This is a genomic window from Desulfovibrio cuneatus DSM 11391 (assembly GCF_000430005.1).
GTDB classification, from domain to species: domain Bacteria; phylum Desulfobacterota; class Desulfovibrionia; order Desulfovibrionales; family Desulfovibrionaceae; genus Frigididesulfovibrio; species Frigididesulfovibrio cuneatus.
The window spans coordinates 20,225-45,738 of sequence record NZ_AUCY01000022.1; the positions used below are offsets into that span (position 1 = coordinate 20,225).

The 25,514-nt window shown below is 49.5% G+C and carries 17 protein-coding genes and 1 tRNA gene; 15 read left to right on the forward strand and 3 right to left on the reverse strand.

Annotation, left to right across the window (positions count from 1 at the left end):
- The first annotated feature begins 41 nt into the window (after positions 1-41).
- Genes G497_RS0106760 through G497_RS0106775 form a run of 4 tightly spaced genes read left to right on the forward strand, consistent with a single transcriptional unit; the run spans position 42 to position 8,503 of the window.
- Positions 42-3,665 (forward strand): baseplate J/gp47 family protein, encoded by a 3,624-nt coding sequence (locus G497_RS0106760; protein WP_027187587.1) that lies wholly within the window; start codon positions 42-44, stop codon positions 3,663-3,665.
- Positions 3,662-6,034, forward strand: coding sequence for a hypothetical protein (locus G497_RS0106765; protein WP_027187588.1), 2,373 nt, complete (start codon positions 3,662-3,664; stop codon positions 6,032-6,034). Before G497_RS0106760 ends, G497_RS0106765 begins: the two co-directional genes overlap by 4 nt.
- Entirely contained in the window at positions 6,024-7,181 is a 1,158-nt protein-coding gene (locus tag G497_RS0106770) for a contractile injection system tape measure protein (protein ID WP_027187589.1), read from the forward strand. Before G497_RS0106765 ends, G497_RS0106770 begins: the two co-directional genes overlap by 11 nt.
- Positions 7,178-8,503: an ATP-binding protein gene (locus tag G497_RS0106775; protein ID WP_027187590.1), complete on the forward strand. Its 1,326-nt coding sequence runs from the start codon at positions 7,178-7,180 to the stop codon at positions 8,501-8,503. The genes G497_RS0106770 and G497_RS0106775 overlap by 4 nt, the downstream gene beginning before the upstream one ends.
- 148 nt (positions 8,504-8,651) lie before the next feature.
- Here G497_RS0106775 and G497_RS0106780 read toward each other — a convergent pair whose 3' ends face one another.
- The 3 genes from G497_RS0106780 to G497_RS0106790 all read right to left on the reverse strand — a co-directional run bounded on the left by G497_RS0106780 (position 8,652) and on the right by G497_RS0106790 (position 10,463).
- The gene (locus tag G497_RS0106780; RefSeq protein ID WP_027187591.1) at positions 8,652-8,834 is read right to left on the reverse strand and encodes an Arm DNA-binding domain-containing protein; all 183 of its coding nucleotides are present in this window, start codon (positions 8,832-8,834) and stop codon (positions 8,652-8,654) included.
- 160 nt (positions 8,835-8,994) lie between these two features.
- Positions 8,995-9,084 (reverse strand) — tRNA-Ser (locus tag G497_RS0106785).
- A 290-nt stretch (positions 9,085-9,374) separates the two neighbouring features.
- Positions 9,375-10,463 carry a GGDEF domain-containing protein gene (locus G497_RS0106790; RefSeq protein WP_027187592.1) on the reverse strand — a complete coding sequence of 363 codons (1,089 nt, stop codon included), beginning with the start codon at positions 10,461-10,463 and terminating at the stop codon, positions 9,375-9,377.
- 1,182 nt (positions 10,464-11,645) lie between these two features.
- Here G497_RS0106790 and G497_RS0106800 point away from each other — a divergent pair.
- The 11 genes from G497_RS0106800 (at position 11,646) to G497_RS19075 (ending at position 25,458) form a co-directional block, all read left to right on the forward strand.
- Positions 11,646-13,697 carry an EAL domain-containing protein gene (locus G497_RS0106800; RefSeq protein ID WP_027187593.1) on the forward strand — a complete coding sequence of 684 codons (2,052 nt, stop codon included), beginning with the start codon at positions 11,646-11,648 and terminating at the stop codon, positions 13,695-13,697.
- 9 nt (positions 13,698-13,706) lie between these two features.
- Positions 13,707-15,740 carry an EAL domain-containing protein gene (locus G497_RS0106805; protein WP_027187594.1) on the forward strand — a complete coding sequence of 678 codons (2,034 nt, stop codon included), beginning with the start codon at positions 13,707-13,709 and terminating at the stop codon, positions 15,738-15,740.
- A 70-nt stretch (positions 15,741-15,810) separates the two neighbouring features.
- Complete coding sequence (locus tag G497_RS0106810) at positions 15,811-16,266, forward strand: YccF domain-containing protein (protein WP_027187595.1); 456 nt, start codon at positions 15,811-15,813, stop codon at positions 16,264-16,266.
- Between the two features lie 1,043 nt (positions 16,267-17,309).
- Positions 17,310-18,062 (forward strand): methyltransferase domain-containing protein, encoded by a 753-nt coding sequence (locus tag G497_RS19800; RefSeq protein WP_084516075.1) that lies wholly within the window; start codon positions 17,310-17,312, stop codon positions 18,060-18,062.
- 56 nt (positions 18,063-18,118) lie between these two features.
- Positions 18,119-19,204, forward strand: a complete 1,086-nt coding sequence (locus tag G497_RS0106820) for a DegT/DnrJ/EryC1/StrS family aminotransferase (protein WP_027187596.1) — start codon at positions 18,119-18,121, stop codon at positions 19,202-19,204.
- 11 nt (positions 19,205-19,215) lie between these two features.
- Complete coding sequence (locus G497_RS17125) at positions 19,216-20,193, forward strand: glycosyltransferase (RefSeq protein ID WP_051257916.1); 978 nt, start codon at positions 19,216-19,218, stop codon at positions 20,191-20,193.
- Positions 20,194-20,202: 9 nt separating this feature from the next.
- Entirely contained in the window at positions 20,203-20,832 is a 630-nt protein-coding gene (locus G497_RS0106830; protein WP_027187597.1) for an acetyltransferase, read from the forward strand.
- Positions 20,833-20,848: 16 nt separating this feature from the next.
- Positions 20,849-21,058, forward strand: a complete 210-nt coding sequence (locus G497_RS0106835; RefSeq protein ID WP_027187598.1) for a hypothetical protein — start codon at positions 20,849-20,851, stop codon at positions 21,056-21,058.
- A 267-nt stretch (positions 21,059-21,325) separates the two neighbouring features.
- Positions 21,326-22,069 (forward strand): SDR family NAD(P)-dependent oxidoreductase, encoded by a 744-nt coding sequence (locus G497_RS0106840; RefSeq protein WP_027187599.1) that lies wholly within the window; start codon positions 21,326-21,328, stop codon positions 22,067-22,069.
- Between the two features lie 120 nt (positions 22,070-22,189).
- The gene (locus G497_RS0106845; protein ID WP_027187600.1) at positions 22,190-23,197 is read left to right on the forward strand and encodes a 3-oxoacyl-ACP synthase III family protein; all 1,008 of its coding nucleotides are present in this window, start codon (positions 22,190-22,192) and stop codon (positions 23,195-23,197) included.
- Between the two features lie 23 nt (positions 23,198-23,220).
- Positions 23,221-25,458, forward strand: coding sequence for an FkbM family methyltransferase (locus G497_RS19075; RefSeq protein WP_051257917.1), 2,238 nt, complete (start codon positions 23,221-23,223; stop codon positions 25,456-25,458).
- The last annotated feature ends 56 nt before the right edge of the window (positions 25,459-25,514 follow it).

The following is a 25,514-nucleotide window of genomic DNA, read 5'->3' on the forward strand; positions in this document are numbered from 1 at the left end:
GGTTGCTACAGAACGCCGGATTTTCACAAAATGGAGGCCCCATGAGCCGAGTCGCACACCACTTTCCCGCCACTGGCCTGAACCGGGCCTGGCGCGCCTTTGCCGCCCTTGCCGAACCGCCCAAACTGGACGCCAGAGACGAGCAAGCCATGCTGGCCCATGTGCTGCGCCTCGCCGGGCTGGTCCGCTTTTTTGAATCCGGTGATGTCCCTTCCGGCACCTGGGCCGATGTATTGCGGCGGGAGCCGCTGATCATCCTGTCCGCCCTAAAGGAAGATGCCGCTGCCCAGCCGGCCCGCCCGGCCCGCATTGCCGCCCTGGCCAGAGACATACCCACTCATTACCCTTCCGCCCCCGTGCCGCAGCAGGCGCAGCAACAAGCGGAAACCGTTGTTTCGCATCTTCCGGAAACAGCCACCGCACCACCGCAAGCCGATGCCGCCATCCAGACCCTGATTGACGAAGAACAAGCCTGGCAACTGGGCTGGATACACAATCTGGAAAGTGCAGGCCTTTCCTTCCCCTTACCGCCTTACGCACCTCTGCCGCACCCCTGGAAGGAAGAAAGCGCCGCCCCCTTGGAACGCGCAGGCCTGTATGAAGGCACCGCCGTGCAACTGGGCCTGCGCCGCAAGGCATTGCTGGAGCAAGCGGAAACGGCTTTAACTGCTCTTTTAGAACGCCCTGAAGGCCGTTTACAGCCGCACACCGGGCTTCTGCTGACCTTTCTCCGGCAGTATTGCCATGTACAGGAAGGGGTAAACAGCCTTGTCCCTTTGCATGCGGATCATTTTTACCGCAAGGTTATGGGGTTTACCCCCAAGCAAGCCAAGGCGGACCGGGCGCTCCTTCTGTTTCAGTCTGAACCGGGCACAGTACCCTTCACCCTGCCAGCGCATACTGAAGTGCTCTGCGCCTCTGAACCACCCCTTGTTTTCAGGATAGAAGAAGACACCCCGCTTAACTCTGCCAGCCTTTCGGATGTCCTCGCCCTGACACCGGCAAACCCGCCCGGCCCCTGGATGCGGGAAACGCCCTGGGAGAATCACACAACACCCACCGGGGGCGGCCTGTGGCAGCCCTTTCCACCCGCCAGCCCGGAAGACCCGCACAAGGCCTGTTCCACGCTGCTGTCGTTGCCCGCCCTGCATTTGGCCGGGGGCAACAGGCGCATTGAATTGCGCTTTACTCTGACGCCGGATGCATCCGCACCCGATGCCCTTGCCATGTTAAAAGAAGCTTGGGAAGAGCACAGCCAGACCATGAACGCATCGGCCCTCTTTCAGGTGGAGTACAGCGCGCAAGCTGGCTGGATGGCTCCGGACAACACGGAACTGACCCTGATTTTCCCGCAACAATCCATTCCAAAGGCGGAGACCGCACCCTTTGGGCAGCCTGCCCCGCTAGAAACGGAACAGCCGGAAAGCCCGCCTGCGCAAACAGACCAAGAAGAGCAGGCAGAGGATGTGGCTGCAACGGAAGGGCTGCCGCAGGAACAGCCGGAAGCCGCGCAACCGGATCAACCAGCATCTGATTTCACCACCTCGGAAGAAATGATTTGCCCCTTGCCGGAACTGCGCCTTAGCCTGACTCTGACTGCGGAGCAGCCAGGGCTGTGTGCTCCGCAAGCGGACACCCACAACCTGGATGCTCTGCACCCGGCCCTCCGGCTAAAGCCTGTGCCGGGCGTGTCGCGGTTATGGGCGGTGTTGCATACATTCAGCCTTGGCAATCTCCATGTGGCTGTTCAGGTGAAAGGCACCAGAGGTTTTTCCTGCTTCGCCTCCTCCCAGGTTACGCCTGCGGCCCAAGGTATGCCTGTGGAAATATTCGGGCCACTTCCTGTTCCGGGTGCGGCTTTGATGCTGGATATCCCGGAATTAGGCAATAAAACCGTCCAGGCCATGCGCCTGCATTGGAATTGGGCCGCGCCGGAAAGCTTTGCGGCGTATTTTAGAGCGTATGATTTTGCACCACTGCACCTTGCCCCATCGTGCAAAAAACACGCCTTGAGTGATGTTTGGGAAATAACAGGCAATCCAGTGGAATTACACGGGGGTGGCATCCGCACGCTGGAATGCCCTCTGCCGCAGGACGGCCAATTATGTAGCTACCGCTGGAGTCTTGGCGGCACGGGCAGCCTGTTTGGGCATGCCTCGTACGGTACCCTTCTGGCTCAACTTACCTTGATAGAAGCATCGTTATTCAAGCGGGCCTGGGCCTGGCTGAGAGGCAATCCACGCCTGCACGACCTTAACCCGCCATTCACACCGGCCTGGAATGATATCTGCCTGGATTATGAGGCGGACGCGCACTATGACCTGCGCCTGGAACCCGGCCTGCTTGCCCATGAGCACCCCTGGCCGCAGTGTACCCCTTCGGCTGCGGAACCTCCGCATCTGTTTGCCCACTATACACAGCATTCCCTATGCCTCAGCTTCAGCCAGCTTGAAAACCAGAGGGAAAGCCTGCCCCTGTCTCTGTACTTCCGGCTACAAAACACCGCTGAGCTTGGTGGGGGGGCAATTCCCCATGCCATGAGCGTCAGGGGGGCGCGTCTGTTACATGATGCAACCACAGGCCTCTGCCAAAGCGGCACCATGCGCCTGCTTTTGGATGCAGCGAACCAAGAAGAGACGACAGGTGAATCCGCTGCGCCCGGGAATACCCCAGCGCGCCATGTGCGCCTGCACTGGCATACACGGCCCGATGCCGCTTTGCAGGGCATCCATGCGCAAGCCGCCTGGGCTGTGTACAGCCCGTGTGAGCAATCCGACGTTCAGGAAAGGCCTTTTCCCCTGCCCGCAGGCATGTTGGGCGAACTCGGCCGCTTGGGCAGGGAAAATGCAGACCAAAAGAAAACAGCTCTCACCATTACACAGCCCTATGCTTCCAGTGGAGGGCGGCCTTCTGGCCTGACCCGGCAGGGGCAAACGGAATTTTGGCAAAACTGCGCCGAAGAACTGGCGCATCGCGGGCAGGCTGTTTTGCCCAAAGACTATGAACGCCTGGTCTTACGGGAATGTCCTGAAGTGTTGGCGGTACGCTGCCTGCCGCACTGTGACGCCGCACTGGAAGATAAAAGCCCCGGCTCTGTCGCCGTGGTCATTTTTGCCCCGCAGGAAGGGGCCAGGACTGCCCTGCCGTCAGAAATTGTCGATACAAAGAAGACCTTACCCGGCGGTTTTGTGCTTGACCCGACCCTGCCGGGTTATGCCGACTCCGAACTGTTGCGCCAAATTGAAGAATTCCTGCGCGAACGCGCTTCGCCCCATGTGCGGCTCCATGTGATGCAACCACACTATGAACGTATGAACCTGCGCTTGCGGGCCACGCGTGATCCTGCGAAAGACCCGTCTGAAGCCGTGATGGAAACACGGCAGGCACTGTTCAGAACACTTTCACCCTGGGCTTTTACCCCTTGTGAGACAATCATAGGGCGGCCCTTGGCCGGATCGGATGTGCTGCAAGCCCTGCACGGTCTTTCCTGGCTGGAAAGCATTGATGAGCTTGTTGTGGTAAGTCCCGCCAGAGAGAAGGAATTCGTCCTTGTCGCACATGGCCGGGAAAACACGGAAGCCGTGATTTCCACTGAGAATCCGGCCACGCTATTCCATCTGGCGGATATGGACATCCATCTGAAACTTTTTGCGAGCCCGGCATGAAAAAACACGCCATTTCCCCCCAATATGAACATTTTCTGCAAGAGGCCCGAAGCCATGCCGTTTTTTTCAGCGGTGCAACCTGGGATCTTAGTAGTGAGCACGATCCGGGGCTGACCCAGTTGGAAATACTGGTAAACGCCCTGGCTCTGGCACGGGACCGCTATGATACCTTGCCGGATTCCAGCTGCCTTTTACCCATCACGGGGCATGGAGCCCGCTGGAATCGCCCGGAGCAGACAAACACCTTTGTGTTTCAGGCAGATTCCTCTTTGCCTGCCAAGTCGGATTTTGCGGCCGTTCCGGCTGGAAGGACGGAGCTCTGCCGGAATGTGGAAACTATCCCCGGCCTGCACCGGGCCTGGATTGTGCAGCCGGAGGGCGCGGAAGAACCCTTACCCAAAATGGTGGTTGCCTTTGCCCCGGTGCTGCCAACGGGTGGTTCCGCCTTTGCCCTGACCCCGGAAACAACACAGGCGCAAAGCGGCCTTGACCATAAAGACCCTATTGTGCAAGAGGTTAACAACCGTCTGGCACAGTGGCAGGAGTTATGCCGCCCGGCGTTGCGGGCCGAAGAAATACGGCTGGCCCCCCTGGAAGCCGGGCTTATACTTGAATTGGCCGTATCTCCGGAGAAGCCGCACACGCTTCTTGCCCTTGTTGCAGAACTCATGACAGCGGTTGAAGAATACCTTCGTCCGCGTGGAGCCATACCGCGTACAATCAGCCCCTCAGAGATGCATGCATTTCTGGTTTACTCCTTTGAAAAGACACAGGCGAACGGGCATAATGTACTTAAAGGTATCCATAGTGTTTGTTTGCGCAACGCTGCCGGGCAAAGGGCATTCGCCAGAGAGATATTATCTCTGGGGCAAGGGTATGACGCCTTTGACGTAACACAATGGAACATCCGGGTAGGCCGGGGTGGTGATTATGAAGAACTGAGCAAGGAAGACCTGCGTCATGCCGCGTATCTGGCGCAATGCCGCCTCACGGAAAAACTGTACCGGGAACAATGGCGTGTACCGGAAACACGAGAACCACTGGGGGAAGCCGCTTGGTACCAAGCCGTGGTCGAAGAGACCGGCAAGCCTGCGTACCTGCATGAGCAATTCCCTGCGTGTTATAATGTCGCCTCTGTGGAAAGTGGCAGTGTGGGTGAAAACCAGGCGGAATCGCGGCAACTCCAGGGGTGGCTGTTTCTTTTTGAGCAGATTTTGGCTGACGCCTTGCTTCCGCTGCGTGACCCTGCCGCCTTGTTTGTTCCGCGCGTGCCGAAAGCGGAAGAACTGTGCGCTGATACGGAAAGTCCATTGCTTTCCGTCTTGACAGACGGCCCGGCATACCGAATCGGCATGGGGGATGCCGTGCGGCAAGGAGGCGAGTTTCTGCGGCGCTGCGAGGACCTCCTGCTGCATCTGGCCGCATTGCAGGGCGAAGTACCCTGGTTCGTTCCGGAAGATACTATCCAAGAGGGTTCACTCCCCTCCGCAAACGCCGGACACCGGCTTGGACTTCTTACTTATTGGCTACGACATCTGCCCTGGTTGAACGGGCGGCGGTTACTGCGGAATTCTTCTCAAGCCGGGATGTCGCAGGTCAATGCCGGGAACTGCCTGCTAGAGCAGCGCCTTGCCATACTGTTACTGCCTTTCACCCTTACTGCTCCGGCACCTGCACAACGTTTTTTTGATATCCGTGTTGAACGTAATACGGTAACTGGGCAGGATGAATACCGCTGTTATATTCGGGATGCGGAACAGCGGCTGCGTATCATTTGCAAAATAGCCGCAAGCAGCCTGGAAGAAGCGGAATTCATAGGCCTGTACGTCATGCGTCTGGCCGGATCTGCCGAACAGTATCACATCACAGACAAAGACATTCACATAGGCTGGCTGGCTGTACTTGCTGAAGAAGACCCGACCATGGTTTCGGATGCACCGCCAAACCCTTTTGACAGAATCAGGGAAACCACGATGTGGGTCAAAACGTCATTGCCGTCCTGGGTGGAAATTGTGGACTACACGGAGATTGGTGAAGATCGTCCCTTTGAACTGGCTGTACTTCTGGAACAGACGCTTGTGCCTCCGGCATGGCAGCCATCCCTGAAACAGGCGATACAAGAGCACATACCGGCGCACATTTTGGCCCATGTCTTTTTTATCACCCCGGAAGAACGGGGTTTGATAGATTCACTGCTGTATAGGCCGGAAAAAAGCACAGAAGCCCATAGACACGATACACGAGCCAGACTGCGGGAACTTATTCTTTCTTTTGAAGGCAAAAAGGACAAAGCATCCCTCTTGGCAACAGCGACAGATCCGCTGATTTCAGGTCCTCCTTTGGCGGAAAAAACCTCTTATGTCTGTTGAAACTCTGCACAAAGTGGGTAGCGTCATTTTGCGCTGTACCGCACAAGCCTCGGCAGAGGGCGGGCTCTCCACCACCGCCCGAGAGGCGGAACGCTGGGGCGATGCTGTCCTGGCGCATTGCCGGGAAGCTTTGCCCCGCCTGTTCCAGGAAGTTTTTGATGAGTTCTCCCTGCCTGATGATCAGGGGGTGGTGTACCTTGATACACTCCATCTGCATTTGGGTTGTGTACCCCTTTCCGGCGTTATTCCAGGCTTGCAGGAAGCATTGCGCGCGGAACTGCGGCTGCGCCTGCCTGCCAAAGAAACCAAGCCAAACAGGCACAGCCGTTTTCTCATACTTTTGGCGGAATATCTTGCAAGTGGCGTATCTCCCTGGAATGCGCAACACCTTGCTGCAAACGGCTGGGCGGCACAACTTCGGGCGCTGCTTGAACATGCGCAGGCGCGAGAAGATTTGCTCATAATGCTTCGGCAAAAGGGGGCACCCCTGATATTCCGCCGTTTGCGTTCTCTTTTGCGGGGGCTTGGTTGCGTGGGGAAAGGTTTTGAGCAGGCCCTGCACGAGCTCGAACAGGAATCCATCACACTTGAGGATATTGAAGCCGCCTCACTGCCCAACGATGCGCTACAGGGCAAATATTTTTTGAACAATGCCGGCCTGGTTTTGGTAGCGCCCTTTTTACCGCATTTTTTCCAGCACCTTGGGCTGCTGGATTCTCAACAGGAATTTATATCACCAACTGAAAAAAGCAGGGCTGTATGCCTGTTACAGCTCCTCCTTGACCCGGAAAATCCGCTGATAGCAGAAGGTGATTTGCTGCTGAACAAAATTCTTTGTGGTTGGCCGCCTCTTGAGCCCGTCCTTCTGGCTGAGGCCGGTTTTTTGCCTACGGCAAGAGAAAAGCAGGAGGCACAGCAAGTAACGCAGGCCATGGTGACTCATTGGAAAGGACTAGGCAATACCAGCCCGGAAAAGCTTGCGCAGGACTTTTTGCGGCGCAATGGGGTTTTGTATGTTGGGCATAGTAGCCCGCAATTGCATGTGGAGGCGCGGCCCCATGATTTACTGTTGCAAAGCCTGCCTTGGGTGCTTTCCATTATCCAGACCCCCTGGATGAAGACGCTTGTGCAGGTACATTGGTCATGAATGAAACGTATACTGCTGTTGCAATGTTGAATACAGAAGCTCTGGTCGCTGAACTGGACTGGTTTGGCCGTATGCTGGGCAATTGCCTGCTCAGCCTGGGCCTGCAGGAAGGGGAAAAAGCGGATGAATCCGTGCCGGACCTTCCCCAAGGTGCTTGGTACACGGAGTTTGTCCAACATTACCAACTGAGCGGGGCAGATCGTCTGGTGCTTATTTTGGCACTGCTGCCGCATATTAAACCGGAAACCCTCTCTTCTCTGTTGCAGGAAGAGGCATGCAAAAAATACTTTGGCGGGGTTCATGGCCGCCAGTTCAACGGCCTCATTCCCACAATGCAGACCGCTCTTGTCCTGCTCAGCGGGAGTAATCTGCTGTATCGTCTGGCTGGTATGGAGTTTTTCGCAGAGGATAGCCGGCTGATCAGTAGAGGGATTTTACGGCTCGGCCCCTGCCCGCCAGACGAACCGCGTACCTGCGCGGCCCTGTTGGTGGATGAAGGGGCACTCTCTTCTATATGCCGGGGTAAGGCCTATGAACCGTCCGGCCAAAACTTTCCGGCCCACAAACTGACGACTCCCCTGGAGTGGGATGATTTGATTTTGCCTGCTGTTGTTTTGCGCCAAGTACAAGATATCCTGGACTGGGCCGTCCAAAGGGGGGGACTGTACACGAAACTGGGCCTGGGCAAACATTTACGACCCGGCTACAAAGCCCTGTTCTATGGCCCGCCCGGTACCGGAAAAACACTTACCGCCGCACTTATCGGCAAGCAAACGGGCTTACCGGTTTACCGGGTCGACCTGTCGCAAATTGTATCTAAATATATCGGCGAGACAGAAAAAAATCTGGAGCACCTTTTTCGCATGGCCGAGAACAAAGAATGGATTATCTTTTTTGACGAGGCGGACGCCCTGTTCAACAAGCGTACCAATGTGGAAGACGCCCATGACCGTCATGCCAACCAGGAAACGGCCTACTTGCTGCAACGACTGGAAAACTACCCCAACCTTGTGATTATGGCCACCAACATGCAGGATAACATTGATGCCGCCTTTTCCAGGCGCTTCAATTGCGGCATTTTCTTTCCCCTTCCCGGCAAAACCGAACGCCTGCGGCTCTGGGACGCCTGCTTGGGCGAAAAACTACACCTGCATGAAGATGCGAGGGCTACGTTGCCAAACTTTGAACTCTCCGGCGGACAGATCGCCAATATCGCCTTGCGGCTGGGATTGTGGGCTTTGAAAAGCGGTTCCATGACGATCTCTGCTGAAACCTTGAAGCGAGGTATTATGCTGGAGAACGTTTTGCAGGGTAAAGCCTGAGGAGGGAAAAACACATGCCAAAGCCGTTAGGAGTGAAGGAGGCTCAAGAGCCTGGTAATCCCCCCAAGAGTGTCGCGCTGCAAAAATCCATGCCGCCCTGGTGAAGTATTGCGTCTATTTACTGATAAAGCAAAGAAGAAACGCGCAGTTATTTCGTTTGGCAAGGCACGAGCTTTTCACGACCTTGAATGCGGTATTTGACACGCCAGCTTTTTGTGCCGTTGGGAGCCACAAACAAAAAAAGCCCATTACCATCAAATAGTTTCAGGGGCTTGTCTGTAGGCTTTGCGCCGCGAATTGCTGTGTCTGTGAGAGAAGATTTCTTCGACATGGGGGTATTACTCCTGGCAAGGGATTATGTACCCCCAGAAGTACCCCAAAAAGGTGGGTTGTCTATGGTTTTTTCTAACCGAGTTCGGACAATCTGTTTTGCTTATTCCCTTGCCAGGAAACACTTTTCAGACTTTTCCGAACTCGGTCGGATTGAAATATGGCGGAGGGAGTAGGATTTGAACCCACGGAGGGCTCTCACCCTCAACGGTTTTCAAGACCGCCGCTATCAACCACTCTGCCATCCCTCCGCAGGAATGTGCAAGCACATTGTGTTGAGCTGCGAAGACTAGCAAAGAGGTGAGAAAAAATCAATAGGAGAATTGTGCGGGGGCGTGCACGGTGGGTTGTTTGCTCAAGGAGTATTGGTGCTACCGTGGATGTGCAGTGAGTGAACAGGGTATAGGGCTACACACGCAACCGCGGGTATGTATGCCGGGAAAGCGGGGCGGTTGCGGGTTGATTTAGTATTGGCACATTTCACAACGTTCGCGTGGTACACGTAATGGAACGAAGCCGTAGGGAGCAAATCAGCGTTTCCCTAGTCTTCATACACCACAATGCCGGCAGGTTCCACAGGGAGAAACGTGCTGGATTCCGGTATAAAGGCCACGGTGCGGTTGCGGCCTTTTTGCTTGGCCACATATAGGGCTTTGTCTGCTGCATCCAGCAGGTTTGTTTCAAAGGAATTTTTCCAGCCGTGCCACAGGTGGGAAATGCCCAGGCTTATGGTAACAGCCACGGGCGGGGTTGTTTCCCCTTGAAGGCCAAGGTTTGCGTGCACGGGGTTTGTCTCAATAAGCAGGCGAATCTGTTCTGCCACAAAGGAGGCTGCTTCAGCCTGCGAGCCACGGATAATCAGTAAAAACTCTTCCCCGCCATATCGTGCTGCCAAGGCACTGGTGTTGCTGCCTTCAAGCATAGCCACCACCTTGTCAAGGCGCTTGGCAATGGCTTGCAGCACCAGGTCACCCACAGCATGGCCATAAGTGTCGTTGCAGCGTTTGAAGTTGTCCACATCCAGCATAATGGCTGCAACGGGTGTCGTATTATTTTGCCACATAGCCACCGACTCTTCCAGAAACACTTCCAGGGCACGGCGGTTGGCAAGGCCTGTTAGGCTGTCTTTGTGGGAAAGTTCCGTCAGGGCCAGGGTGTCCTGCTCTATTTTGGCAATAAGGTCCTTAAGGGAGGAACGCACCCCGGTGAGTATTTTTTTGGGGTCCAGCCCAAGGGCTATGTCGTGTTCCACCTGTTCTGAAACCGTTTTGACATGCTCTTTCTGGCGGCCAAGCAGGGTGGCTACTTCTTTTGCCAGCGCTTCTGCTTCTCGCGCAATTTCCTGAAGCTTCTGCTCGCACTTGCTGTTCAGTATGCTGTGTACCTGGCGCATGGTGGCAAGGTACGTTTCATTGGTGTAGCTGCGGAGGTGTAACAGACGCAACATAACCTGCTGCAAGGCATTTTTTTCCACCTGGCTGAGCAGCGGGTTGTTGCCAATGCCGCGTAAATAAAGGATAAGTGTAGGCCATTTGTCGTCAAGTGGCACATTTGCATTGCGCAAACTGGTGCAAAATGAGGTAGACTGTGACCAAAGGCATTTATCTGGTGGGCATACAGGGTCAGCCATAAAGCGGGCTCCTGAAAGTGTTAATGATGGCTGCGCAGCAACACAAGGCATTGTTCGTGTGCATTGTGTCTTTCATGGTTTGCGCTGTTAAGCGCCGAAGCAGGCGTGCCATTATACTTTGAGAAAGTATATTCTCAAAGTTAATCTCGTCTAGCAAGGTATCTCTCATAATTAGCATGCAGTGACCTGTAGAAGCAAGGACCAAAATTTCTAATTTTAGGATGCTGCTCAGGCTGAAATGCTCTTCAGCCGTGCAGGAATTGGCCCAAACAGGGCAGACTTCCTGCGCAAATGGGCACCGTTAGGAAGCGCCATGGAATATGCGCTTTATAAAAGGGCAAAACAGGCTTACTGTTTTGCGTACTAGGAATGAGTTTTTTAATGTGTAATTATCTTGAATTATTGTTGTATATATTGTTTTATGCCTTTGTGCGATAAATTGGCAATGACAAAGGTACGTATTTATAGTAGAGTGCTTTCACTGTGCAAAAGTAACGGCATAGTTCCATTAATAATCTTGTTAATGCTTTTATTGGCGCACATTTTTTGTTCTGGCACATCGCTCTGCCAGGGGCAAAGGCTACAGCGCATTACCGGTGGTGTTGGTTTTTACCATGCCCATCAGTTCAACTCTTCGTTTATCCCACCAGCGCATCATTCCATCGGGTGCTTTGTTTCGTTCTGCGTGCCATTCAGTACTGCGCTGCATTGCGTGCAGTGCCTGTATGCAATAGCGGGAGGCCACTGCAACACTGCGTATTGCAGGCTTTGGGGCACCCTTCCTAGGGAAAGCCCTGGCAAGACTCTTTTGCAGTAGGCTTACCTCTGGCAATCATTGCCGCTTTCACCACATTCCTTTTGTGCCCACTCCTTCTGTAAGGGCAACCTTTCCATAAGGTCTCACAGTTTTTAGGCAGTAAATTTCTTTACTGCTTCATCCTTACCTTCCTGGTGAGAGCATTTACCATTTGAAAGAGTCGCTTAGCGACGGGAGCAGCACGTTCTGGCCTATTTGACTCGCCACGTTCTTTGGCTGGCCTTGCGGCGGGGGCACGTTGTTCCCCGTCCAATTCCGCTGTCCTGCGGAATTGTCGTGGCAGGGGGGGCGTAAAAATCCCTACGGAGTAATTGACTCATTTCATTGGTTATTTGCTCTACATTTTGACGTATTTGGGGGCAGTTATGATAGACTTTGACGTAATGCGGCTCGCTTTTGAGTCTGCCCAAACATACTATATGACCATGCTGCCCTTGGCGCTTTTGCAAACAGCCACCATGCTTGGCATGGTAAATGTGGTGAGCATTTTGGGCAAAGATGTTATGTTGTACGATAGAAATTCCTGGACCCTGGGGCTTGTTTTGGGGTTTTCCAGCTTTTTATCTATTGGCCTGAGCAGGGCATGGTTGCATCCAGATGGCTTGATAACAATTTATCTTTCCTATGATGTGCTGTTTATTTCCACAATATTTGGAGGGTGGAAAAGTACCTTTGCGGCGTTGATTTTTACCTGCTTAAGCCGCACCATGTACGGTGGCATTCTGCCCATGGAAGTGTCATTTTTTGATATGGCTTTGACAGCGCTGGCAGGCTATGCCTTGCGGCAGTTACTTTCACGGGGCACGTTGCAGCTGGCCCGGCCAAGCGATATTCTTTTGCTTGCCTTAGGCCGCTTTGGGGCTGTTTCCGTTGGTCCCACCATGTTTGCGGTGCTGGGGGAGATGAGTATAGCTACCTGGTTTGATGTCATTTTTCGCAGGGGGTTTGATTCGCTCACCATATCACTTGCTGTAATGGTACTTGTCACAAAGTTTTTCCGCCGGGAAATGGACCGAAGCAGGCAACTGTATATAGACCCCCTGTGCCATTTGCCCAACCGCAGGGCACTGTTGCGCGACCTGGCAAAGCCGGAAGAAGAAGCAGGTTCTGTGTGGCGCAAGCCCCACGTAACCCTGTTTCTTATTCGGGTAGAGAATTTACGTTCCCTTACCCTGGAACGGGGATATATGTGGGCAGATTCCTTTTTGCAGGAAGTTGGAAAGCACCTGAAACAATTGCAGCACAACAAAGAATGGGAAAAAATATGGTTGCGGGCCTATAGCCCTGCTGAGGGCGCCTTTGTGGTTATGCTTGACTCTGGCATGAGTGATGAAGAACATTCCCTGATCATGGGCCGCAGGCTGTATAATGCCTTGCACTTGGAAGATTTTGAAGGGCAAACAGGCCTTTTTCCCCGCATTACCGTGGGTTGTGTCAGCGTAAAGCTGCCTTACAAGCGGCATGCAGAACGATTTTTGCGGGCATTAAGCCTGTATGAACGCCAATACGGGGCTTCTGTTTACTGTATGGAAGAAGGTTTCATGCAAACCATCTTTGAAGAACGGCAAATTCGTATTCGCCTGGAACAGTGGATTGCACAGGGCACGGCGGAAGTTCATTTTCAGCCCAAGGTGCGGTTAACAAACAATGCGTGCGTGGGGGCAGAAAGCCTTATGCGTATGCGTTCCGCCAAGGGTGGGGGGCTGTATATCAACCCGCACCGGGTGCTTTCAGTGGCGGTGAAGTATCACCTGCTGGAAGAGCTTGAATGGGCTATTATCCGGCGGGTGGTGGCGTGCTTGGGGGAAATGCCCCAGGTGCTGCAACACTTGCAGGTTTCCATAAACATAACCCCGGCTTCCCTTGCAAGGGCGAAATTTGGGGAGCGGCTCTGTGCCCTTTTGGAAGGCACTGGCATTGGGGCCCACAGGGTTATTCTGGAAATTATTGAAACTAGTCAGTTGCCAGATTCAGATGTTGTCACCAGCAATATTCAGGTACTCCACCGCCATGGCGTCTGTCTTTCACTGGACGACTACGGCACAGGCTATGCTTCCATTTCCCTGCTTTCCCGCTACCCATTTACCGAACTGAAAATTGACTATTCCATGACCTCCAATATGGGGGACGCACGCGTCCTTTCCGCCATTCAGCTTTCTGCTGAAACGGCAAAAAGATATGGGGCGGAACTGGTGGCAGAAGGCATTGAAACTGAAGACCAGAAACTTGCGCTGTGCGATATGGGCATTGGCAAAGGCCAGGGCTATTTGTTTGCCAAAGCAGTGCCCTTTGCAGATTTTGTTGACTTTGCCCTGCAACCACAGCCCGAGGCTGGCACCCTGCCTGCCATGGTGCCGGATTCTTCCACGGCCTTGCAGGTGGCAGAAGCAACCTATAACTTGCCAAGTGTTTGTTGAGGGGGAGTTATGATAGAGTGTACGGTGTTTTCCCCGGTGATTGCTTTTACATGGATGTTCATTTTTGAAGTACTTTCCTTGGGTCTTATACAAGTGGCTGCCTTTATTGGTATTGCGGCTGCCGTGAGTGTGTTTTGTACCACAATAATAACGTGCGAAAGAGCTGGCTGGCAATTGGGAGCCATTGTTGGCGTTGCCGGGTACCTGCTGTTTTGGCTCAACCATTATGGGAATTATGTTGAGGGCCCGGTATTGCATTTTTTGCCCTATGAAGCCCTGTTTATTGCGGCGCTATTTGCGGGGTGGCAAAGTGCTGGCATTGCCTGGGCAATGGGTATAGTGGCCCATGTTGTGTTTGCTGGGTGGGAAGAGGCTGGCCTGGTGGCCCTGGATATGGGGGTGGTGGGCCTTGCCAGCCTGGCAGTGCGCCGGGGGATTTCTGGTAAAGCAATGCAACTGATTCATGGGCGGGAAGTTTTTACCCTGTCTATTTTGCGGGTAGGCATATATGCCTTGGGGCCAGTGGCCTTTTGGATGTTTTCCCTGCTGCCGGGCAAAACAGTGCTGCATGTTATTTTGCTAAGAACACTCTACTGCGCAACCATTTTGCAGGTTTCTCTGTTTTTCGCGGCCAGGGTCTTTCGCCGGGAAGTGGCACGCCGCAAGGCGCTGTTTCGCGACCCCCTTTGCCTGCTTCCCAACCGCCAGGAATTGCAGCTTGACCTGGAAGTTTCCAAACTGAAAGGGGGCAAGGCCGAAGAATGGGAGTATGCCACATTGCTGTTCATAAGCCTGGGGAATATTCGCGCGCTTATTCAGGAGCGTGGCCACGCCTGGGCAGATGCCTGGTTGCAAAGCATGGGGCATAGCCTTGTGGCCTTGCAAGCGGTGCCCCCGTGGAAGGGGTTGCAGGCAAAGGCATATGCCTATGCGGAGGGTTCGTTTGTTATGCTGCTGCGGGGCATAACCCTGGAAGAGGCCCAGGCTGCGGGCCTGGGGTACCGTATGCTCAGTAAATTTACGATGGAAGGTGCCAAGCTGCCCGGCCTTGCTCCGCACCTGAGCATTGGTATGGTGGAAATTCCGTTACCCTGTGTAGGCGTTGCGGCAACATTCCTGCGCAGCCTTGATATGCCTGAACGTGAATATGCTGCCAACGTGTATATCATTGACAAAAATTTCATGAATATTGTGAAGAAAGAGAGGTACGTGCGGGCTTGCATTGAGGAATGGATTGCCACAGAAAAGGTAGCTATGTACTTTCAGCCAAAAGTGAACCTGCTCACCGACACGTGTATAGGGGCTGAAGGGCTGTTGCGTTTGCCTTCACCAGAGGGGAAGAACAGCTTTGTCCCCCCCCAGCAGGTGCTTTCCGTGGCCATGAAGTCTCATTTGCTGGAAGACCTGGAGTGGGCTATTATTAAGCACATGGTGCAATGCCTGAAAATATTGCCCCCACCCTTGGCGCATTTACAGTTTTCGGTAAATATTACCCCTGCCTCCCTGGCAAAAGCCCATTTTGGGGAACGCTTGTGCACTCTTTTGGGGGTGGCTGGGGTTAACCCGCGGCAATTGATTGTGGAAATTATGGAAACAAACCAGTTGTCCCGCTCAGAACTGGTGCGGGAAAATATTGAAGTGCTGCATACCCTGGGTGTGCAGCTTGCCCTGGATGATTGTGGTACAGGGTATGGCTCTCTTGCCCTTCTTTCCCAATATCGTTTTGGTGAGATGAAAATTGACTATTCCATGACATCCAATATGCATGATTTCCTGGTGTTTTCTGCCATGCAACTTTCTGTGGAAACAGCACGCCTTTACGGGACAGATGTTGTGGCGGAAGGGGTTGAAACAAAGGAACAGCAACAGCTTTTGCGCCATTTGGGGGTAACCAGGGGGCAAGGGCGGCTGTTTGGCTCGGCAATACCCTATGCCGGATTTGTGTGTATGCAACTGCAAGCAGAGCATGGCAAGGCAGGCAAGAACAGGCTGGAATGCGAGAACGTTGGGAAACTGGGTGAGCAGAAATTACTGCTTGTATGACGTGGCAAGGTGTGGGAAAATAAAGGATACTTCAGCGTTTTTTCCAAAATAGCATACCCTGGAGGGTATAATGCGTTTACTCGGCAATATCTTGTGGCACTTCCCCTTTTTTGGGTTTGTAAGTGCCATTTATACCTTTTTGTTTGGCCTTTTGCTTACGGCACTTATTATTCCCGCCCCTATTGGGTTTGGGCTTATCCAGCTTTCCAAGTTCCTGCTGGCGCCCTATTCCTATGAAATGGTGAGTAAAGATGACCTGAACATTACGCAAAACCCTGTGTGGGAAGCCTATTCATTCCTTATCATGCTGTTCTACATACCCTTTGGGATAATTTTTGCCATTATCGCCGCTGTTCAGGCCGGGGGGCTGTTCCTTTCCATCGTGGGTATTCCCATTGCCATTCCCATTATCAAATCCCTGGGCACCTTCCTGAACCCGGTGGGTAAAGTGTGCGTGCCCGTGGGCGTTGGCCAGGCCGTTCAGGATGAAAAAATCCGCCGGGAAGTGGACAGGTATATGAAGTAGGCGGGGGCAACCTTGTTCTAACTTTTTATTGAGCGCTTATGATGTTGGATTAATCATTGTGATAAACAGGATAGTGCGTTGTCAATATCATAACCAGGAAGTAGTAATGAATACTTTTCATAAAGATGAACGCGAGTTTCTAGCACACGCCAATCAAGGATATGTTGGAAACGCATCGGATTACTACGAAAATATAACATAATTCCTTAACACTAGCGATCACTTTAGATTGATTTAGTCAGCGGTTCCTAAAAAAAATGTCGCGCGAAGCATGTTTTTTGCCTTTGCAGTAACCTTTTTGGGTCTCTCTTTTTTTTACAATGCATGGCCGAGAGCAAAAAGTTCTCTGGAAGCTATTGTGTCAGAATATTGTCTGGAAATAGTACTAGCAAGGGAGGTGGAGCACTAAAGTACGAAACCGTTGTAGACTTTTTTTAATAACTTTATTTCATTATTACTATAATTAATATTATTATTATTATTATAAATCTGTTTCAGCGTTGACTTTGGTTTTTACTCCACTCTGGCTATATAGGAGTATGCTTTATAAAAGTTATAGGCGTATTTATTTTGCGTGAAAATTAATTTCCCTTGTTTGTGCTTTTGGGATCCTCATCCCTGTGGATGAACGCTTTACGAATCTTTTGCAAGGGTCTCTATAGGATGCCTTTGTTATTGATATAAAGCCGAAAATTGATCGAAATAGCTTTGCACATGCAGGTAGCTGCATGATCGCTTGAATTAAATGGTCTAATTTTTGCATAAAATTATAGCATGCAGCCACGATTACTTTGCTTAAGCGCAATTTGCCAGAGCAGTGGATATCTCATGCGTTTAACCCATACCCGGCAATTTCATTCTTTGAAAGGCTGGGCAAATGAATAATACATATGGCAATGCCGTATTTTCCCGCATTTTGTTGCAGCGACGAGACGTTGCGAGGGAAACCCATTTGCCGGGTTTTGAACCAGATGCGTTGATAAGCGCACTTTTTAGGCGGCATTCCCTATCTCCCAAGCTAAAATTGAAATTTGGAGTTTGCCATGTCTCTCTGTCAAAACACTTCGTTACCTGCTAACTATTGCCCTGTTTGCCAAACATCGGGACAGGTTTTTTTGCCACTTTCGCCATTCTTTTGGGAAACTGCAGCACGCCACGGTTTTGATTGTTACGAAGATTGTGAAATGACCCCCTTGGACACATATTCCTGCTCGGCTTGTGGCGCTTCAGACAGGGAGCGTTTGTATGCTTGGTGGTTTAATGAGCAAATTCGCCAAGGGAGGCTGACATCATCTTCACGAATAGTACATTTTGCTCCTGAAGCGGCATTTTCTGCCTACATTCAAAGCCTGCGACTGTTTACTTCCTATAAAACAGCGGATTTGATGATGGAAGGGGTAGATTACAATCTTGATTTGATGCAAATAGCCCTTCCTGATGCGAGTGTAGACTGTTTTTTGTGTAGCCATGTGCTGGAGCATGTTCCGAGCGACCGTGTAGCGGCAAAAGAGCTTTATAGAATAACGGCGTCGGGCGGCTTTGGTTTGCTCATGGTACCTATTGCTGTCGGCTTGGAGCGTACTAGGGAAGATCCGACTGCTGTAACCGAGGCAGACCGTTGGAAGTTGTATGGGCAGGGAGACCATGTTCGCTTACATGCTAAAAAGGACTTCATTGACTGTATTACTTCGGCCGGATTCAGGGTTCAGGAACTTACTTGGCGGCATTTTGGAGCAAAATTTTATAAGCGGCTAGGGCTTAAACCCACCAGCACACTTTATATAGCAGAAAAATAATAACGTGGGGCTCAATGGCTTTGTGCATGACAACACATGCATAGAGTGAGGAAGGAATGATGGAAAAAATTCAAGTTACTCAAGCTTTTCTTCCAAAGGAAGAAGAATATGCAGGCTATGTTAGCCGTATATTCGCCTCCAAAATATTGACAAATCAGGGGCCTAATGTTGTTGAGCTGGAAGAGAAGCTCCAAGCATTCTGCCAGGTGCCTTATTTGCATTATGTAACTAACGGCACTATTGCGTTGCAGTTGGCTCTTCGGGCACTTGATGTGATCGGAGGAGAGATAATAACGACTCCTTTTTCCTATGTTGCCACCACTTCAAGTATTCTTTGGGAATCATGCACACCTGTGTTTGTCGATATTGAGCCAAATCGTTTCACCATTGACCCAGAGCGTATTGAAAAAGCAATTACAAAACGGACAAAGGGCATAATGGCTGTTCATGTGTTTGGCTTTCCCTGCTTTGTGGAAGAAATACAAAGAATAGCCAACAAGTATTCCCTGAAGGTGATTTATGATGCCGCACATGCTTTTGGGGTAACTTATAAAGGGCATCCCTTGGTAAGCTGGGGAGATATTGCAACACTTTCTTTCCATGCCACCAAGCTTTTTCATAGCATTGAAGGGGGAGCGTGTGTTACCCCGCATCAAGATGTGTATAACCGCATCGACATTCTTCGTCGTTTTGGGCATTTGGGTGATACCCATTATTGCCTTGGCATTAATGGCAAACAATCGGAATTTCATGCAGCCATGGGCCTTGCCAATCTGCCTTATGTTGCAGGCATTATTGCACAACGCAAGCTGCTTTCTGAGTGCTATGATTCTATTCTTGCAGGGTGCGTAGCATTGCCAAAAATGCAGGACAAACAGGGGCATAACTATGCTTACTATCCTATTTTACTGAAAAACGAGCAAACGCTTTTGGACGTAGTTACTGCTTTGAATAATGAGGAAATTTACCCAAGGCGTTATTTTTATCCCTCCTTGAATACTCTCCCTTATTTAGCAAACAAAATAGCCTGCCCTGTTTCAGAAGATATTTGCTCAAGGGTTCTTTGTTTACCACTTTACGTAGGGCTTGAAACGGCACAGGTGGAAAAAATATGCACAACTATTAGACGTGCTATGCAGTAAAGGAACGAGATATGACTTTACATAAAGTTCAAATTATCTGCATTTGTTATAATCAGGCGCAATTTATTGCTCAGGCATTAGAGTCTTTTGTTATGCAAAAGACGAATTTCCCTTTTGAAGCCATTATCGTAGATGATTGTTCCACTGACAATTCTTCAGATATAATAAGTGAGTATCAAAAAAAATACCCACATATTATTAAGCCCGTGTTCCATGATGAGAATAATGGTGCCATGAGGAATTTTATCTACGCGCTCAATTGTGCGCAGGCTGAATTTGTTGCTTTTTGTGAAGGTGATGATTATTGGACAGATCCCTATAAGCTGCAAAAACAAGTGGATGCGCTTGAAGCAAATCCAAGCTGCACGGTTTGCTTTCATTCGGTTGCAGTGCATTGGGAAGATGAAAGCAAGGAAGATAACCTTTTCCCCTCACCTGAGTTTTTAGGGGGAAAGACGCAATTATCATTCAATGATCTGGCAAAAGGCAATTTTATTCAAACAAATTCTGTGTTATACCGTTGGGCTTTTTCAGGGCAAGATATTGGCCAATTTATTCCATTGGATATTTTGCCTGGTGATTGGCTGTTGCACCTTTTACATGCCCAGTATGGTGATATCCTTTACTTGGAAGATACCATGGCGGTCTACCGCAAATGGCACGGCGGCCTATGGGCTGGAGCCGGAGAGACTGAGGAATGGTTTTGTAGATGCGGTATTCCCCATTTGAAATTTTTCCATCATTTGAAACGCTTGTTTATGGAGCGGTATGTTTTACAGGTGGATGTAATTTCTGTGCTTGTCTCAAATATCAAATTAGCTGCTATGCGGCAGGGACGTTCAGATGTTTTACAGGAACTGGAGCCGTTCTATCCTATGTACTTTCAGTCACGTACATTGCATGAAACGAGCATGTTACCCCCATTGCCAGTAGACAGAAAGTTGCGCCTTGCTGTTCTGAAAAAACTTGCCCAAGAAAGGGCGAAGTAGGCGGCAGGTATGTTGGAAAGAATTTGGATAATTGGTGGTGGCGGTTTTGCGGCAGAGTGCCACATGTATTTGAGTGAGCGAATGAAGTACGAACCGGGCATCGTTTTCGGTGGTTTTCTTGCCACATCCCATATGTTGGGTCAGTATGGTCTGGAGGGATTATTCAAGGGGCACTATAATGATCACGTTTTTGAACCGCACGACAGTATAATTCTTGGCATTGGTAATGCCGAGGTGCGTAATACCCTGTTTTATGAATTTGTTGCACGGAGGGTGAACTTTTATACTCTTATTGCCCTTTCTGCGCAGGTTAGCCCCCAGGCCAGCATTGGCAGGGGAAACGTTTTCTGCCCCCATGTGTGCATTAGCCCAGGGGTAACTATAGGGGATGGCAATATTTTTAATATTGCTACGATTATAGGGCATGATGCTTCTGTGGGCAATTTTAATGTGCTTAGTACGCATTGTGCCATAACCGGCTACGCCAAAATGGAGAACGAGAACTTTTTTGGTATTTATGCTGGCATGTTGCCCCATTCGCGTATTGGCTCGCGGTGCACGATAGGTGCGGGTAGTATTGTATATAAACGTCTTAAAGACGATGTGCTTGCTGTGGGCAATCCTGCCATGAAAGTATAATCACACGTGAGGATATATGGATACGTTTATTGAGCAAATGAAAGAGCTTCTGGATACGGAAACGGAATTGGAGGGCACCACGGTGCTGGCAAGTATTGAAGAATGGGATTCTTTGAGTTTCGTTTCGTTTCTTGCCTTTGCTGCAACAACATGCGGCAAACGCATTTCTGCGGAAGAACTGCGTAAAGCACAAACTGTGAACGACCTTTTTGTGCTTATTCGGTAAGGCATTTTAATACATAGGATGCCCGGGTAAATACGAAAGCATTTATCCGCTGCCTAGGCGTAAGCGACACAATTTTGCAGGAAAGCAAAATTGGGCGGGAGAATAGCGTGACTTGCTGCGTGGTGAGCTACAGGATTTGATGAGTTAATTCATGCGCGCAGTTAAGCGCCGAAACGAGCGTGCCTTTACATCATCTGATTTCGGGTGAGTGCACGTGCATACAGGTGTGTGTTGGGGCTGCAGCACTACTTGTTGTGAGGAGATGCAATGAAACAGGTTTGCTATAATTTTTCTGGTCAAAATTTTGTTGTTTCCGGTGCCTCTTCAGGAATCGGGCGGCAAGTTGTTTTGGATTTGGCAGCAGCCGGGGCAGTTGTATTGGGGCTTGCTCGCCGAAGCGAAGCGTTGGAAGAGCTTCGTGCCATGGCTCCTGAGAATATTAAAACGACTTGTTGTGATGTTTGCAACAAAGGCAGCATTGAAACAGCCGTAGGCGCTTTTGTTGCTGAGCATGGTAAGGTGCATGGCTGCGTTCATGCGGCTGGCAACCTTATTGCTACTCCTCTTCGAAGTTATGATGCTGTGGCCGCCCACAGTCTAATGGAAACACATTTCTGGGGCGGCGTTCTTTTACTTCAATGCTGCACCCGCTCTCAATATGCAGTAAAAGGCACTTCTTCAGTGGTACTATCTTCCATAGATGCCAAGGTCGCCTCAAAAAGTCTTTTTGCGTATGCATCTGCCAAAGCAGCTCTTGCAACTGCAGTAAAGACGTTTGCTAAAGAACTTGCGCCCAAGGGACACCGTGTTGTAAGCGTTTCTCCTGGGTGGGTGGCAACAGAATTGACGCAAAGATTGTCCGAATTTGCTGGCCCTGTAAAGGAAGAGGTTTATCCCCTTGGTGTAGGCCAACCCGAAGATGTCGCCAACCTGATTCTTTTTTTATTGAGTGACAATGCACGCTGGATTTCAGGAACGGATATTGTTATTGACGGTGGATTTCTTGCTTAGATGGAGCCGAACTTGGCGCAAGCCTTTTTAGCCTCTTTTATTGGTAGAGAAGGAAAGCCTCAAGTATATAGCTGCATTAGCTAACTGGGCAAGGGTTGGGTCAAGAGATAGGAGATTTGAATGATTAGTACAGCATATATTTCAAAAATTTCCTGCTACCTACCTTCCGTGGTAGCTGAAAATGAAATGAACCGGCTTACGAAAAAAACAGGCATTTTACGCAGGCATATTGCGGCCGATAATGAAACGGCAGCAGATCTTGCTGCATGTGCTGTTGCACGCCTTGGTTTGAGTGAGGAAGAAACAAAGGGCATCGATTATCTTTTGTTTTGCACTCAATCCCCAGACTATATCCTGCCCACAACCGCGTGCGTGCTGCACAAGCGATTGGGACTTGCTACACACTGCGGTGCCCTTGATTTCAACATGGGCTGTTCCGGCTATGTATATGGGTTGAGCCTTGCCAAGGGACTCATTGAAAGCCAGCAGGCACGGCGAGTGTTGCTGCTTACAGGGGAAACATATTCAAAGCATATTCACCCGGAAGATATGTCCACTGTTCCTTTGTTTGGGGATGCAGGCACAGCTACACTGATTGATGCGCGTGAGGTGCAGGGCGGAACGTGCTGTATAGGGTATTTTTCTTTTGGCACTGATGGTGGTGGTGCAAATCATCTCATCATTCCCTCTGGTGGGTGCCGGGAACCGTCCTTCCTTAACCCTCTTGTGGAAAAGATTGATGAGCATGGCAATAAGCGCTCAAATTATAGTATTAATATGGTTGGTGCTGCTATTGGCGATTTTGCTTTGCAGGTTGTTCCTCCGCTGGTGGAAGATGTTTTGCAAAAAGCCAAGTGTTCTCGGGCAGATGTTAACTACTTCGTTTTTCATCAGGCCAACAAGTTTATGCTTCAATTTTTACAGCAAGCGTGTGACCTGCTGACGTATCCATTTTGGAATGATGCCAGTGAATATGGAAATACCGTATCCAATTCCATTCCGCTTGCTTTGCATGATTTGATACAAAAACATGGTGCTTCCGGGTTGCATAACGTTATGCTTGCCGGTTTTGGTGTTGGCCTTTCATGGGCAGGATGCATGGTTGATTTACGTTTTGCTAAGCTATAACATTTCTAGAGTAGAGAGGGACTATGAACATGTTTTTAGCCCGGATGAAAGAGGCTCTTGCTGCTAATTACTATAACCAGTATCCAGCCATGTCTGATTTACCCAGGAGACTTCCGCCTCAATCTCAAATGGTGAATCCAGACGGGGATATTGATTATGCAAAATTGTTTGCATCTCTTGCACAACAGGTCTCTTTGAAAAGCCTTGCTAATACATATAAATTACTCAGTAACGACTACTCCAGAAAGCTGTTTATTGATCTGCTCACTCTACGGATACTTGGGAATAAAGTATCTTTAGATATTGAGAAGTCTCCGTTGTGGGAGCAATACTATTCCATAGCAGAGACAATGAAGAAAACTCCATTCATAAGAACGAGAAATTTTAACCTACACCTGTATGAGCTCGATTCTCTTGGATTTGACAATCTTAAAATGTTTTATTTTCCTATTGGCATTTTTACTGATTTTGTTCTTAAGCAATATGAATTTAATTATGATGGTACTGTGTGTAAGGTCGAAAACGGTGATGTTGTTATTGATGGTGGTGGATGCTTTGGGGATACTGCCCTTTATTTTGCCCATGTAGTAGGCCCAACAGGCAAAGTTTTTGCGTTTGAATTTATTCGTGAAAATATGGCAGTGTTTCAAAAGAATATGGCTTTAAACCCCACTTTGCGTGACATCATTTCTCTTGTACCCAACCCGTTATGGAGTCATTCTGGAGAGCATCTCTATATTACTGAGGATGGTCCAGCGTCCTCTGTGTCATCAGCAAAGCCTGCAGGAAGTGGTACGGTAGAAATGGTTTCAACGGTTTCTATTGATGATTTTGTTTGGGATAATAATCTTGAGAAAGTGGATTTTATTAAATTAGATATTGAAGGTGCTGAACTTGATGCTTTGCACGGGGCAGAAAAAACAATTAAGAAGTTTACCCCAAAGTTAGCTATCTGTTTGTATCATAATATTCAGCATTTTGCCGCAATTCCCGCATACTTAAGCAGTCTTGGTGTGGATTATGCTTTTTCATTGGGGCATTATACGCCGCATTTTGGAAAAACAGTTCTCTTTGCAACGCCAAATAAGAGCAACGCAATTGATGAGGGTGAAAAAACAAAGAAAGAAAGTATTGTTATTATTGATTCGGAATTTCCCCAGGAAATCCCTTTCGGGTTCAGAAATTATGAAATAAATGGGCTATTACGTTTAATTTCAGGATGTAAATGTTATACTATGCCTCCTATGAAGCCAGGAAATCTAGCTTGGTTTTCACATGACTATGGCATGTCACATGGCAAATTCTCCTATAACTTATCAAGGTATAATTCTTTTTATCCTGAGAATAAGGAGAATATCCGTTACCTAGATCCAAACGTTCACTATGAAATTCAATTGGCGTATTCTTATTTCTTGGCGGAAACGTATGTTTTGTTACCATTTTATAACAAACATAAAATTCCCTTTGTCTTTGTGCTTTACCCTGGCGGGGCGTTTGGCTTGCATAATGCGAGTTCTGATGCAATGCTGAAGGAGATATTTTCCAGTCCTTACTTTAGGAAGGTAATTGTTACTCAGGATGGAACAAGAGATTATTTGCTCGATAAAGGTATGTGTCCAGAGGATAAAATGGATTTTTTGTTTGCAGGTTATACTCAGTTTTTAACAAGCGACACCTTGCCAAAACAGCACTTTAAGCAAGAAAAAGATGTTTTTGATATTTGTTTTGTCGCGGCTAAGTATATACCTAGAGGACTTGATAAGGGTTATGATTTGGTTATAGAATCAGCAAAATACCTTGTTTCTAAGTATCCTGATATACATTTTCATGTGGTTGGTAACTATGATGCCTATGATATAGATGTTTCATCAATTAAAGACAGAATTCATTTTTATGGGTATCAGCAGGCAGATTTTTTGCAATCCTTTTACGCAAAAATGGACATTTGTCTGTCACCAAGCCGTATGAATCAACTCTATGAAGGAAATTTTCACGGCTTCCCCTTGGGGTTTGATTGCATGTTTTTGCAAACTGCGCTTTTTGTAACCGATGAATTGGATAACAACAGAGGGCGCTTTAATGAGAGAGAACTTGTTATTATTAAGCCAAAGGTTGAAGATATAGTTGAGAAAATTGAGTACTATTATCATCATTTAGAAGATCTATATTCTCTTTCAAAAAATGGGCAAACTAAAGTAAATTTATTATGTAATCCCTTGGAACGGTTGGAAAAAGTCGCAGGCATTTTGATGAGTATATAATAAACATGCTTTTTGCTATTTCCCTAACCCCAACACTTGGGCGTATGCTTTGCCTA

Bases quoted from the DNA above. Each gene is read 5' to 3' on its own strand.
- G497_RS0106760 (WP_027187587.1), top strand. From the start codon at position 42: ATGAGCCGAGTCGCACACCACTTTCCCGCCACTGGCCTGAACCGGGCC.
- G497_RS0106765 (WP_027187588.1), top strand. From the start codon at position 3,662: ATGAAAAAACACGCCATTTCCCCCCAATATGAACATTTTCTGCAAGAG.
- G497_RS0106770 (WP_027187589.1), top strand. From the start codon at position 6,024: ATGTCTGTTGAAACTCTGCACAAAGTGGGTAGCGTCATTTTGCGCTGT.
- G497_RS0106775 (WP_027187590.1), top strand. From the start codon at position 7,178: ATGAATGAAACGTATACTGCTGTTGCAATGTTGAATACAGAAGCTCTG.
- G497_RS0106780 (WP_027187591.1), bottom strand. From the start codon at position 8,834: ATGTCGAAGAAATCTTCTCTCACAGACACAGCAATTCGCGGCGCAAAG.
- G497_RS0106790 (WP_027187592.1), bottom strand. From the start codon at position 10,463: ATGGCTGACCCTGTATGCCCACCAGATAAATGCCTTTGGTCACAGTCT.
- G497_RS0106800 (WP_027187593.1), top strand. From the start codon at position 11,646: ATGATAGACTTTGACGTAATGCGGCTCGCTTTTGAGTCTGCCCAAACA.
- G497_RS0106805 (WP_027187594.1), top strand. From the start codon at position 13,707: ATGATAGAGTGTACGGTGTTTTCCCCGGTGATTGCTTTTACATGGATG.
- G497_RS0106810 (WP_027187595.1), top strand. From the start codon at position 15,811: ATGCGTTTACTCGGCAATATCTTGTGGCACTTCCCCTTTTTTGGGTTT.
- G497_RS19800 (WP_084516075.1), top strand. From the start codon at position 17,310: ATGTCTCTCTGTCAAAACACTTCGTTACCTGCTAACTATTGCCCTGTT.
- G497_RS0106820 (WP_027187596.1), top strand. From the start codon at position 18,119: ATGATGGAAAAAATTCAAGTTACTCAAGCTTTTCTTCCAAAGGAAGAA.
- G497_RS17125 (WP_051257916.1), top strand. From the start codon at position 19,216: ATGACTTTACATAAAGTTCAAATTATCTGCATTTGTTATAATCAGGCG.
- G497_RS0106830 (WP_027187597.1), top strand. From the start codon at position 20,203: ATGTTGGAAAGAATTTGGATAATTGGTGGTGGCGGTTTTGCGGCAGAG.
- G497_RS0106835 (WP_027187598.1), top strand. From the start codon at position 20,849: ATGGATACGTTTATTGAGCAAATGAAAGAGCTTCTGGATACGGAAACG.
- G497_RS0106840 (WP_027187599.1), top strand. From the start codon at position 21,326: ATGAAACAGGTTTGCTATAATTTTTCTGGTCAAAATTTTGTTGTTTCC.
- G497_RS0106845 (WP_027187600.1), top strand. From the start codon at position 22,190: ATGATTAGTACAGCATATATTTCAAAAATTTCCTGCTACCTACCTTCC.
- G497_RS19075 (WP_051257917.1), top strand. From the start codon at position 23,221: ATGAACATGTTTTTAGCCCGGATGAAAGAGGCTCTTGCTGCTAATTAC.